This window comes from Coleofasciculus sp. G3-WIS-01 (assembly GCF_040223135.1).
Taxonomy (GTDB): Bacteria; Cyanobacteriota; Cyanobacteriia; order Cyanobacteriales; family Coleofasciculaceae; genus Coleofasciculus.
The window spans coordinates 14,840-27,147 of record NZ_JAVJZI010000176.1 but is presented as its reverse complement, the minus strand read 5'-3'; the positions used below and the strand labels follow the sequence as shown (position 1 = coordinate 27,147).

The window sequence follows — 12,308 nt, the reverse complement described above, 5'->3', positions numbered from 1 at the left end:
GTTGTATCCTCAGGATTCTCTAAGTTATCTTCTGGGTTAATGGAAGTTGTATCCTCAGGATTCTCTAGATTATCTTCTGGGTTAATGGAAGTTGTATCCTCAGGATTCTCTAGATTATCTTCTGGGTTAATGGAAGTTGTATCCTCAGGATTCTCTAGATTATCTTCTGGAGGAATGGTATTAGTCTCGTCTGAGTTATCTTGATTACCTTCTGGGTTAATGGGAGTTCTGGTGTAAGTGATAATTGGGGTTTCTTCTCCAGAAATAGGTTGCTCCAGATCAATGAGTAGATCTTCGTCCCTATCAACAATGGGATTAAGTAGTATGTCTATAATTAGGTTATTTGGCAGAGAAATTAGGGGAGTTGTCCCTGGATTTGTAGGGGTTGTCCCTGGATTTATCCCTGGAGCAGTGATAACTGTATTGGGGCTGCTAGTAAATTGACCTTGAGAGCCAGGAGGTTGGGCATTTTGATTGATAGCTCCATGGGTAATGTTACCCCCAGCAACTAAGGTAATACTACCAGAATTACCCGGTCCAAACTCACCTGTATCTATACTACCAGCGAGAATATTACCCCCAGAGGTTAAGTCAATAGAACCTGAATTCCCTTGGCTTTGATCGCTGGTTGAAACATCGCCAATTGTAATATTACCAGACGTCGCCAATAACTCGACAGAACCTGAATCTCCATCACTCTGATCGCTTGTATTAATATTACCGTTGATAGTAATATTGCCAGGAGTCTGCAGTCTGACTAAACCCGCATTACCCAATCCCTGATCGCTAGTGGATATACTGCCCGTCGTAATATCACCAGAAGCCTGCATTATTACAGGACCAGCACCGCCTGAGTTTTGTTGATCTGTATTTGATGTATCGACATTGTTGACATTAATGTTTCCGGGCGATGAAGTGACTCCTGTCGAGGTAAAAACTGTTTGTCCTGAAATATTAGGAGAATTGGTTAATGAGTTCAATCCCGCCCGCAATATTAAAGCTGGAAAACTGGTCAAAATTGCAATATCAGGATCAGAACCGACTAAAGACGTATCAGGTCCGGTAATTTTGATATTGTCACCAGTAATACTGCCCGTAGACTCTATTTTAAGGGCTACACCCGTATAATTACCGAATGTGACATCACCATTGGAACTAATAATCGGATCAAAATAACTAAAAAAGTTACCCGGATTACCTGCTAAATTCAGAAGCGAGAAACTTCCCCCACTGGTAAAATGAGCATCGCCAGAAATATCCCCATCGCTGACTAAACTGAGATTACCGCCACTTTGAAAAGGGGTTTGGGGATGATTTAATGCCAAAATATCAATGGTATTATTCCCTTGAATATAAAGATTTCCCCCAGCTTGGGCAAGGAAGGGATTCGTCGAACTATCTCGCACGCGCACCGTATCTTGTGCCAATAAATTTAAGTCACCTGTGGTTTGTAACTGACTCTCAACCAAGGTTAAGTTATGCTGTGCAGATAAGGTTGCTGTCTGAGAAATCACGTTTTTAGCAACGATATCCCCATTTTCAATCGGCATACCCGACGCTGAAAGTGCTACCGTTCCATTGCTATTCACTTCAAGTTCTGGAACCTCAACGGAACCCGTCAACAATTCTGGTAAAGATAGAGGAGTAATCGGTGTCTCTTCCGCCGGAACTTCGAGACTCAGCAAATGTCCAGGTTGACTGATGCGGACAGTACTTTCACCAGGAACTGTGGTAATGGTAATCTGTCCATTCGGGGCTTCAAGGTTTCCTGTACTCACCACTGTACCACCAATTAAGCTTAAGTCTTTGCCAACATTCAAATTACCCCCATTAACAATCGCCCCAGGGTGGGAAGTATTGAACGTAAAAGCGTTTGGCTGACCGACAAGAGAGGTATAATCATTAGACGCGATCGCACTAAACCAATTCTCCCCAAACCCAATCCCCGTCGCCGTCGTCGCCGTAAAGGATGCAGGTACATCTAACCGCGCATTTTGACCAAACACAATCCCAGCCGGATTAATCAAGAACAGATTAGAATTGCCCCCTGTTACCTGAATCAACCCGTTAATCAGTGAAGCATTTCCCCCCGTCACACGGGATAAAATATTCTGGATAGTGGGATTCGTTATAAAATTAGCCGTCTGGTTTGCGTCTAAACCAAACTCACTAAAACTGTGAAAAATATTAGCACTATCTCCAGAGGTTTGACCGCCAGTAATATTAAATTGGTCACTACTGACGTTTACTTGAGTATTCGTTCCATCATTCGCTGGCACAACGGATTGCGCTTTAACTCCAGTGGGAAAAAAAGTCACAACTAACATCCACAGTAAAAGGTTATTTATACTACTGTTTTCTGTTAGCCACTTCAATAGTTCAATAACTTGCCATCCATGCTTTGTCAACCACACAGCTATTTTCCTCTGATTCATGGGTTGCAGCCTGATAACTTAAGGCTAGATTGAGTCAATTCAACCTTGACTTACATTTGAACAACCTTCACCGAATTTTCTTTGCTTTTAGAGAACAAAACGATAAAAAAGGGTAGAGGTTATCGGGGTATCGAATGTAAACCATTGAATTGACTGAATTAATTTCAGTTTTTACAGCTCTTTTTCACACCGTTGCTAATGAATTCACTTGATCCTTCAAGAGTTATGAGTTCTTTCCGGATAGCTTTTCACTGCCATTAAATATTCTGCCAATTTTCATCAGTGAGTTTACCTAAGCTATTAAGCTGAGAATTGTTAGATGTAGAAATCCAACATCTAGTAGCCTTATTAATTCCCCGACTATCTAAACAACAATGTTTTTTTGATTATAACATTTTCCTGGCAAACTCTATGAACTTTATCAAAATTTAATTTAAATCTGCTAAATATTTTATTTCTGTAAAATGTATAGGAGTTTTGGTCAGTGCAACACAGATTATGTGTAGGGACGCCCCGATGTGTGCCATAAATTTAATTTAGGCAATCTATAATTGCTACTATTTCAATTGAATCAGGTCAAAATTATTCAGGAACAAGCTTATTTGAGTGCCTCAACCTGCCCCTAGATAAGAACCTGTGACCTTTATACTCCATACTTTGGCTTTACCAAGGACTACCAATCATTGTGAAAGCACTCCAGTAGTAAGGATGTTCAAAAGTTTGGTCTCTTAACCGGGCAAGTTCTGGTGGCAAAGACATCATTTCCTCAGTTGTAATCAGTTTTCCATCTTTTGTATAAACTTGCCCTTTGAGCATGGCTAATTGAGCTTGGCGTATGGCTTCTGCTTTAATCGGAGCTTGTTTGAGCTGCTGATAAAATTCAGTCATCAATCCCAAGGTTCCTTCATCACTCACATACCACAAACTACCCACCGCCGACTTGACGCCCGCTTTAACTGCCAACCCAGCAAAGCCTAATTCCGCTTCCTCATTTCCTAACGCCGTGCGACAAGCACTTAGGACTAATAGTTCTACCGTTGGGTTGTTTAAGCCTAACTGAGACAGTTCATTCAGTCGCAGTTTACTATCCCAAAATTGGATATAGGAGTTACTCAATTCTCCTGGCACAAAATTAGCATGGGTTGCCAGATGAATTATGCCGAAGGGTTGACGGTTTTGCTGTTCTTTTAGGTTATTCACCGTGAAGGATTCATTGAGAAACGATTTCCCCTGCCATATATCTTGGGTGATTTCTGATAACTCCACTGGCACAGCAGGTAATGGCTTTTGGTCTGTAAATTGCGATGCTCCCATTGCCAGAACTTCCATGTTGGTAATCGGCTCATAACGGGTATCGGTGAGGCTAAGACTCGGCATTAAGCCAACACTGTACTTTTCGATGAGAAACTGTTCACCATCATAGAGTGCTGCCAAAGGAACGGAGCGCAAGTTAGTATCGAGGAGGAAAATGAGATTTTCGATTCCTTGACCTTGGAATTCATCTTCCAACGGCTTCACCAACCAGTTATAGAGTTGCTGTCCCGGCACGACATAACCCTTTTGGCTACGAACATTGGTGACTTGCAAACGAAATTCATTAGCAACTCTCAGGACTTGCTCACGGGTTACTCCTTCTACTTTTTTGCGAATTGGGGTTCCTTGAGCAGTTACCAGCAGTATTTCTAACTGATCTTGAGGACTTGGAGTTGGGAAGGGTACATTTGTTGCCCCATCGGTAGTAATCGTTTGGGGAGCAAAACCGACATAGATGAGTGCGGGTTTAGCTCCAGTTGATTTTTCAGTATTAGCGAGAATTTCCCGGCTTTCTGCTAGGGTTCTCAGGGAAATATCTCCCGGTAGCTCTAAATATTCCTCGAATTGCCGCGTGAATTTTTCTTCAAACTCAGCCACAGAATTCGTTTGAGTTGAATCTATTGGCGGGTTTTGGTTGGATGGCTCTTGGGTTGTAGTAGATTGGTTGTTGTCTATCTCACCGACAGGATTTGTTTGAGTTGAATTGGCAGAACTGTTTGTGTTGGATGGCTCTTGGGTGGTAGTAGATTGATTGTTGTCTATCTCACCGACAGGATTTGTTTGAGTTGAATTGGCAGAACTGTTTGTGTTGGATGGCTCTTGGGTGGCAGTAGATTGATTGCCGCCAGTTGGGGATTGATTCCCCTCATTAGCAGTCGTTGGGGTACTCGTGCCTGAATCTTCACTATCTGAAACTGTAGTCGGAGTAGCATCTGCATCAACGGTTAAAATATTACCGGGAGTATAGTTTTGATTAGGAAGTATATCCTTTGAAGGGAATTCATCAATTATCGATCTTTGATAGATTAGGACTTGAGGTAAATTTTGCTCTTTTTCATCGTCGATGCCATCATCATCATCGTCGATGTTATCATCCATATCATTATCATCGTCGATGCCATCATCATCATCGTCGATGTTATCATCCATATCATTATCATCATCGTTGTTATTGATAGGCTCAATAATGGTCACACCTAGATTGTCGGCTTCCACAAAACCTGTTTCGGTTGTAGTCTCTCCTGGTGTTGTTAAAGTAATAGCACCCTCACCCACACCTTGATTACCCTGACCTGGATTACCTGTATGAGTAGCATCTATGGTGCCATGGTAGATACTGCCTTGAGCAGACAACGTTACATTTCCAGAATCACCTTGACCCACGGCTGTTGTAGTAATATCGCCAACAGTAAGATTGCTTTGAGCAGATAATACGACGGAACCAGCATCATCTCTGCCAGTAACAGACGTGTCGATATTCCCGACATTGATATCCCCATTTTGGATTGGAATACCATTTTGGGTTGGAATATTAGATCCCACTCGTGTTACTTGTCCATCACTATCCACTTCTAGACCAGGAATTTGACCACTACCTGTCAATAACTGCGGTAAAGTTAGGGGAGTAAGGGGTACAGAAGCCGATGGCTGAACCTCTAAACTCAGCACATTTCCGGGCTGACTAATCCGCAGTATCCTCTCTCCAGGAACAGTGGCAATGGTAATCTCTGCTTCGGGTGCTTCCAAGTTGTCAGTGCTAACTACGGTGCCACCGAATAAGTTTAAGCTTTGTGCCTCTTCTACTTCTAACCCCGCGTTGACAATGGCTCCTGGTGTCTGAGATGTTGAAAAGGCAAAGGCGTTAGGTTCTCCAACTAAAGCCGTATAGTCATTTGACCCGATCGCATTAAACCAATTATCTCCAATGCCAATACCCGTAGCGGTTGTAGCGGTAAAGGATGCGGGAACATTAAGTTGGGCATTTTCACCAAATACAATACCCGCAGGATTTATTAAAAATAGATTAGAATTTCCTCCAGTCACTTGCAGCAACCCATTAATGACGGAAGGGTCGCCACCTGTCACACGAGACAGAATATTTTTGATACTAGGATCAGAAATAAAATTAGCGGTTTGGTTTGCGTCTAAACCAAACTCGCTGAAGCTATGAAAACGGTTTGCGCCATCCCCAGAGGGTTGCCCGCCAGTGATGTCAAACTGATTGCCATTGGATGTGACAACCGTTCCCGTCCCATCTGGCGCTTCAACAACCGATTGAGCTAACCCCCCCGTTGGTAAACCCGCTAGGAGTAACGTCAACAGTAGATACTGGATTCGTTTACCTTTTTTCTTGGTCATGGCGAATAGATTGGCAACCACCAGCCAGTAATTTGTCAATACTGTTGTGTTCATCTTGTATGTCATTGGTTGTTGCCTATTTTAGGGTCAGGACTAATCAGAATTGATGACGGTTTTATCAGCTCTTGGGTTTCCTCATATTTTAGCAATTAATAGAGCAAGTTTGATTCATGATTCTACTTCATATAAGCTTAATAAATTAGATTTTTTGTGAAGCTACAGCCCTAGAATTAAAGTGCGATATTGTTTTTTTTAGTCGCCCCTAAAAATATTATAAATAATTATCAGACTTGTGGGACTTTTGAGGCGCATTCCCTTTGGCTGAATTTGTCCCGTGGATATCTTGGCAATTTTCGGATGACTGAACCTTCGCAGCACAAGTTTTCCACTATCCAGGTTGAGTGTTGCTCGTACTCGCTTCTCTCCCAGCACTAATTTACGTTATATTATGTTATTTTAATGTATAACAAAGTTAGATTGTGCAATAAACAGTGAAAAATTATATACTGGAATATGTTGAAGCATTAAGATTTAGGGCTGATGAAACTAAAAGGGCGGGTCACGGCTTATCTACCGGAAGAAATCCAGAGAGCCTTAGAACAGTGGGCAGAGGAAGAAAGTCGGTCACTGAGTAGCCTAGCGACCTATTTGTTAACTCAGGCTGTCAAAGAGCGTCAACAACAACAAAACCAATCGAATTAGTGCAGCCGGCGCGAGAAAAGCCGACAGGTTGGGCAGTTTTGTTTTGTGGCGGTAGTTTATGGTCGCGGTGAGTTCTGAAAGTTGAAAACGTCAAAGTTTTGGATAGCCATCTATCAGCCAATTGACGTAAAAGATTAAGAAGTTTTGCTGAGGCTAGAACCCATCCTCAGAAGACACAATAGCATGTAGGGACAAATCAGAACCTGAATGGTTTAGGGCTTGGGTATGAGGTTTGAGGAACTAGCACGCGACCTCAAACATCATGCACAAGCCCTCTCTCTGTTTACTGATTAGGCTCAGGCTAGGCGGGCTAGTTCGACTGGACTGGCTGGTTAAACTCTAGCAGGGATTGAGTACCAGGGAAATAGGTTGCCCAAAACGAAACAATAGGACGTCGTTTCCAGTTCTGACGACTCACTTGTAGCAACAAAATGGGGGCGATCGCGTTATTATGTTGCCCAACAATCGTCACGGCGACATCAGTGACCAAAATATCGCCATCGAAACTGCGTTGTGCGGCGGATCGAGCAACGGCTTCAGCGCGGCGGAGAAAGTTGGCGTAAGTTTCCTCTGGCTGACTGTTCAGAGGCACTTCCACTCGCGCTGTGTAAGCACAAGCCATCTCAGGAGCGATCGCGGCTGTGATCAGCCAACTGATACTGGTACAACCGAACAAAACCCATAAACCGAGGGGCGCAATTTGTTTTCGGGCAATTGACTGGATCATTGGGGTAGACGAGGAGTTGAATGAAACAGAAATTCTAACAGCACAAGCTTGATCAGATAACCTGCAAAGGCAGATTTTGATTAAATCTTCCCGTTGGAGACGATTTGAGGGTTATCCTGGCGCAAGGGTAGCGGAAGTAATAGAATGATTGTGTCCAAAACGTCTTGATCAAGACTGAAACATTAGTCATACAAGACGATGGCAAACCTGACCAAGTTCCCGCCGCCAACGTCGAAAACCCTCTCCCCATGGCAAATTACGCTTGTGTTGCAATTGGCATCAATCGCTATCAGTTTTTACCGCCCTTGAACTATGGACAGGCGGATGCTCAAGCCTTGTGGCAGTTTCTGGTGCAGCAAGCGGAGGGGTCATCCCAGGATTATTTATTACTAACCGATCATTCACCCCTGATTGATCGCCAATCCACCTATCCCACTCAGGACAATATTTGGCGCTGGCTGGACGCGATTCGCCAACCCTCCCCGACGAACGGCAAAAATTCCTCGTCGAGGCGTTGGCGGTGGTTCTTTTTCAGTGGCTATGGTGTCTGTTGGCAACAAACCGATTACCTGATGCCCATTGATGGGAATCCACAGGATATTCCTCGGACTGGGATATCAATGCGATCGCTACTGAGTTCTCTTCAGCCTCAAGGGGATGAAAACCTGCTGGTTCTGCTGGATATTAACCGATCGCCTGGACTGCAAGCCGGTAAACCTGTTGGTGCCCAAACTGTGGAATTAGCCCGTCAGATGGGAATTACCCTGATCCTCTCGAGTCAACTGGGGCAATTTTCCCACGAAGCGACGGCGGTGCGGAATGGTTTGTTTACCACCGGGTTACTGGAAGCTCTGGGCTACTATCAAAGGGATATAACCCTGGCAAACTTAGAGCAGTATTTACGCGATCGCTTACCGGAGTTAAGTCAACACCACTGGCGACCCATACAGACGCCTTTAGTGATCATCCCTTCACAGGCAACCCGAAAACAACTCATTTTGCCCCTCTCCCTGTCCGCTTCAGCTGAACAGAAAACGGCGACAACCATTGCCTCAACATTAACATCGGGTGACCCGACAAATGGCAAGTCCGCCTATCAGGAAGCCTCTACTAATAATGGCGCAACAGTCCCTGTCTCCAAGTATGCCGTTGCCATACCGGACAAAAAACCGACCAACTCGTTAATACCCACGGGTTTTGATCAACATCCCCAGTCAATAAAAGCTTTGGTTAAAGCGCCTGATTCAGCTTCACAGGAGGATAAGCCAGACAATCAATGGAAACAATGGCTGCTGCGAGTGGGTGGACTGATACTGGTTTTGGTACTGATGCTAGTCACTCTCAGGATTCTCAACCGCCAAACTGAGACAAGTCCCCAGATTATCGAGTCTGTACCAGAAACCCAAGCCAACGCCGATGAAGAGATTGTCGGTTCAGTGGGTCAAACTCCCGTCGCCTCACCTGAACCTACCCCTTCGCCGCTTCCCCCCTCACCCGTGGAAAATCAGGCTATCGCACCGACTTCTGAGGTTAAGCCCAGGGAACAGCCCCTAGACTCACCCTCGCCCTCTGATCCAGAATTGGTGCAAGCAAATCAACGAATTTTGGCACAAGCCAAAGGCACAATCCAACCCAATCAAGCCTCACTCTTCAGTCAAGCGATCGCCCAAGCCCAGAAAATTCAACCCGATGAACCCCTTTACCAGGAGGCGCAACAGGATATCCAGCGCTGGAGTCTGGTGATTCTCGATTTAGCCGAAGGACGTGCCAAACAAGGGAATTTTGCTTCTGCGATCGCGGCGGCAAAATTAGTTCCTTCTACCTATCCCTCGATTTATAATCAGGCGCAGTCGGCGGTTAAAACCTGGCAGACTCAAGCCCAACAGCAGCAGCAAAACCAAGGGCTTATTCAAACCGCTAAACAGCAACTGCGACAAAATCAAGCCTCTTCTTATAATCGCGCGATTAATACCTTGCGTCAAATTCCCGTCGGTCAACCGGGTTATGCTCAAGCGCAACAGTTAATTAACCAATGGAGTCGCCAGATTTATTTAATCGCCAATTCCCGCGCATGGCGGGGTCAGTTGTCACTGGCTAGACAAACCGCCGCCTTAGTTCCGCCGGGGACTCCATCATACCAAGCCGCGCAGCAGGCGATCGCACGGTGGCAGAATGGTCAACAGTAAGCTCTTCCCTTCTTCCCCTATCACTAATCACAACTCTGATAGACGTACACTTTGGTGTTTTGTCGGTGTACTAGTTACTTTTATTCGTAAACGTTTTCAGAGAAGCCGCCGCCTCTTCGGGTTTTCCTGAGGCGGGAAAGACTAAAATACTCTTAATTTTGGGGTTATTAACCAGTTCTTTTAAGCGAGAAAACTGCTGATCGGAAATAGAAACTCCCGCATAGTTTTCGGCATATTTTAACTCCTCATTAAAATTGTCGTCATTATAAACTTGAATAAAAACCCGATCAACATTCCACTTTTCCCAGTCTGCCGCAAAATAACGTTTACCCCAATACGGATTATGATGGCAAATATCGAAACTAACATTTGGGTTAGCTTGCTTCATATCCGCTATCATTTGCTGTACAAAAGTAGTCAAATGAGTCGTGCGATCAACTTTTCCGGGTAAGTCGGCATGATAACCCAAGTAATCATCCCACTGAACCGCATCAATAGTGGGATACTTTTGCACAAACTCGACTAATATATTTTTGAAAAAACTCCCGACTTCTGGGAGTTCCACATCCAGTAAGTAGTGATCAATGTCGGGATAGGTTTTATCCACTCCAGGCACAATCCATCGTTTAGAAATTGCTGTGTCAAAAATCGGACTATTTTTATCGAGTTTAATCCCCTTCTCAAAATAGGCGTGAACTTGCATTCCCTGCTTGTGTGCCTCATCAATTAACCAGTCTAACCATTGCTCTTGAAATTTATTGGGACAACTTTTGTATCCGAAGGTTTGCTGCATGACCTCACTGTTATACATCGTGCAACCATTCCCCCACACGCCATGAATAATTGTATTGATGCCTTGAGCGCGATAATACCGAACTCGTTCGCGAATCATTTTTTCGCTAGCATTATTCGTGGCTTGATATCGACTTAAATAAATTCCCCGAATTTCTTTTTTCTGCCAAGGCGTTTGAGGTGATGGTGATGGATTTGGGGGTAGGGGTAATGGTGAAACTTGGGGACTGGTTGTCGGTGTCTGAGTGGGAGTAACTGACGCCACGGGAGAATTAACAATCGGTGCGTTGGGGATAGGCGCAGGAGGTAATGGCGGCGGAGTGGGTTGTTGATTATTAACCGCCGTGGGTTGTTGATTCGTTAGTGGATTATTTGGCAAAAATTGGCTAATCGCGACGAGATCGAGATGCCTAAAGCCCCAATAACCTACTCCTAACAAAACGAGGATTAATGAAATGGGTATCGAAGTACATCCACATCCCTTGTTTTCTTTTTTAGATGGCATGGTAACATTATTTATTGTTTAATCATGACATGGCTTGGAGAAAGAGATTCCCGTTGCAGTTGGCTTAGGGGTGTGAGTCGCAACTGCCAGAAACCCCTTCCCCCCTACCCCTAGCTTAACCCACGGCTGAGTTGGCTGATTCCGCTTGCGATCGCGTCTTTATTGACCCTAACTCTATTGTGTCCCCTTTTTCGCGATCGCGTCTGGCTTAAAAATCTCTTTTTTGGGGAATAGAAAAATCGGATTAAAATCAGGTTTGGCATCACTCAAGGTCAGGTTAAGCTAAAAATAGGGTGAGGAATGTCGGAAAAAATCTGCTTCTCGTACAGATTCGGTGAATTATAGGTTACCGAATTTCTGTGAGCAACAATTGCCACTCGATCACCAAAAATTTAGGAATGATTAAGGAAAGGGGTTGTCCACCTTTGAGGGGTATGGAAAGAGTCAGAGATTCATCAGCTTGTAATTTGGCAAAGACATCGGTAACATTATACTGACCAACATTAGGTGCAGGCGCGGTTTGGGCAAAGACATCGGCGGCGGTGAGAAGTTTACCGTCTGCTGTGGTGATTTCCAGGAATTGGGGATGGGTAAACTCAGCCATACCCGGAAAGCCAACTAACCGCAGATTCAGGCGCGTTGTCTGACCTGGTATTATTGTTTTAAACAGAACCACCTGCCAAGTTCTTCCTGATTCATCTTTCAACGACTCCTGAGAGTGATAGCGCATAATTCCCGGCGCGTCTTGGTGTTGTCGAAGTACAGCGGCGGCTGGCGGAGTTATGAACGTGGCTTGGAGCAGGAGTAATACCAGCAAGAATCTACCAAGCGCTAGAAGTTGGGAAAAGCATTGTTGAATAGGATAAACCATAAGTGCTAGAGATAAAGCCAACTCAAAGAAGTTTGAACATTGTTAAATTGTGCCATAGGAGAAAATCATCATGACCGGTCAAATTCCCAGCCAATCATCCTTTTCATTGCAGCTGCGCGATCGCATCGAATATCCTGAAGGGGGTGTACTGAGTAAAGTTATTCATAAAGATGACAAATGTGACCACACATTGTTCTGTCTAGCTGCTGACACGAGTATCTCTGAACATACGTCACCTCGTAACGCTACGATTAATGTGATTGAAGGAAAGGGTATCTTTACTTTGGAGGGTAAGGAGATTCCATTAGAACCGGGCGTTTTTATTTCAATGCAGGCTAATGCTCCCCACGCTTTAAAGGCTGAACAAAATCTGGCGTTTCTGTTAACCATATGGAAAAATGACTGAGACTTAAACCAA

8 protein-coding genes are annotated in these 12,308 nt (G+C 44.4%); 3 read left to right on the top strand and 5 right to left on the bottom strand.

The features are described 5' to 3' along the window. Window positions 1–2,327 (bottom strand): two-partner secretion domain-containing protein (locus RIM23_RS17325; protein WP_446368421.1); only part of this gene is annotated, 2,327 nt, incomplete at its 3' end. Between the two features lie 771 nt (window positions 2,328–3,098). Next, window positions 3,099–6,173 carry a CHAT domain-containing protein gene (locus RIM23_RS17320; protein ID WP_446368420.1) on the bottom strand — a complete coding sequence of 1,025 codons (3,075 nt, stop codon included), beginning with the start codon at window positions 6,171–6,173 and terminating at the stop codon, window positions 3,099–3,101. Window positions 6,174–6,647: 474 nt separating this feature from the next. Here RIM23_RS17320 and RIM23_RS17315 point away from each other — a divergent pair, with 474 nt between their 5' ends. After that, window positions 6,648–6,809: a ribbon-helix-helix domain-containing protein gene (locus RIM23_RS17315; RefSeq protein WP_006104592.1), complete on the top strand. Its 162-nt coding sequence runs from the start codon at window positions 6,648–6,650 to the stop codon at window positions 6,807–6,809. Window positions 6,810–7,119: 310 nt separating this feature from the next. Here the strand turns inward: RIM23_RS17315 and RIM23_RS17310 are convergent, their stop codons facing one another. Beyond that, a complete protein-coding gene (locus RIM23_RS17310) occupies window positions 7,120–7,536 on the bottom strand; it encodes a hypothetical protein (protein ID WP_446368419.1) in 417 nt (138 codons plus the stop codon). Between the two features lie 164 nt (window positions 7,537–7,700). Between RIM23_RS17310 and RIM23_RS17305 the strand changes: the two genes are divergently transcribed. Beyond that, entirely contained in the window at window positions 7,701–9,722 is a 2,022-nt protein-coding gene (locus tag RIM23_RS17305; RefSeq protein ID WP_446368418.1) for a caspase family protein, read from the top strand. Between the two features lie 70 nt (window positions 9,723–9,792). On the opposite strand, the gene RIM23_RS17300 is transcribed toward RIM23_RS17305, so the two are convergent. Together RIM23_RS17300 and RIM23_RS17295 are read right to left on the bottom strand one after the other, a co-directional pair. Then, window positions 9,793–11,019: a family 10 glycosylhydrolase gene (locus RIM23_RS17300; protein ID WP_446368417.1), complete on the bottom strand. Its 1,227-nt coding sequence runs from the start codon at window positions 11,017–11,019 to the stop codon at window positions 9,793–9,795. Between the two features lie 346 nt (window positions 11,020–11,365). Continuing rightward, entirely contained in the window at window positions 11,366–11,890 is a 525-nt protein-coding gene (locus RIM23_RS17295) for a DUF3122 domain-containing protein (protein ID WP_446368416.1), read from the bottom strand. A gap of 70 nt (window positions 11,891–11,960) precedes the next feature. Between RIM23_RS17295 and RIM23_RS17290 the strand changes: the two genes are divergently transcribed. Beyond that, a complete protein-coding gene (locus RIM23_RS17290) occupies window positions 11,961–12,296 on the top strand; it encodes a cupin domain-containing protein (protein WP_446368415.1) in 336 nt (111 codons plus the stop codon). The last annotated feature ends 12 nt before the right edge of the window (window positions 12,297–12,308 follow it).

What these genes read in the sequence shown, in the direction of transcription:
- RIM23_RS17290 (WP_446368415.1), top strand. Translation starts at nt 11,961, where the DNA reads ATGACCGGTCAAATTCCCAGCCAATCATCCTTTTCATTGCAGCTGCGC.
- RIM23_RS17310 (WP_446368419.1), bottom strand. Translation starts at nt 7,536, where the DNA reads ATGATCCAGTCAATTGCCCGAAAACAAATTGCGCCCCTCGGTTTATGG.
- RIM23_RS17320 (WP_446368420.1), bottom strand. Translation starts at nt 6,173, where the DNA reads ATGACATACAAGATGAACACAACAGTATTGACAAATTACTGGCTGGTG.
- RIM23_RS17295 (WP_446368416.1), bottom strand. Translation starts at nt 11,890, where the DNA reads ATGGTTTATCCTATTCAACAATGCTTTTCCCAACTTCTAGCGCTTGGT.
- RIM23_RS17315 (WP_006104592.1), top strand. Translation starts at nt 6,648, where the DNA reads ATGAAACTAAAAGGGCGGGTCACGGCTTATCTACCGGAAGAAATCCAG.
- RIM23_RS17300 (WP_446368417.1), bottom strand. Translation starts at nt 11,019, where the DNA reads ATGCCATCTAAAAAAGAAAACAAGGGATGTGGATGTACTTCGATACCC.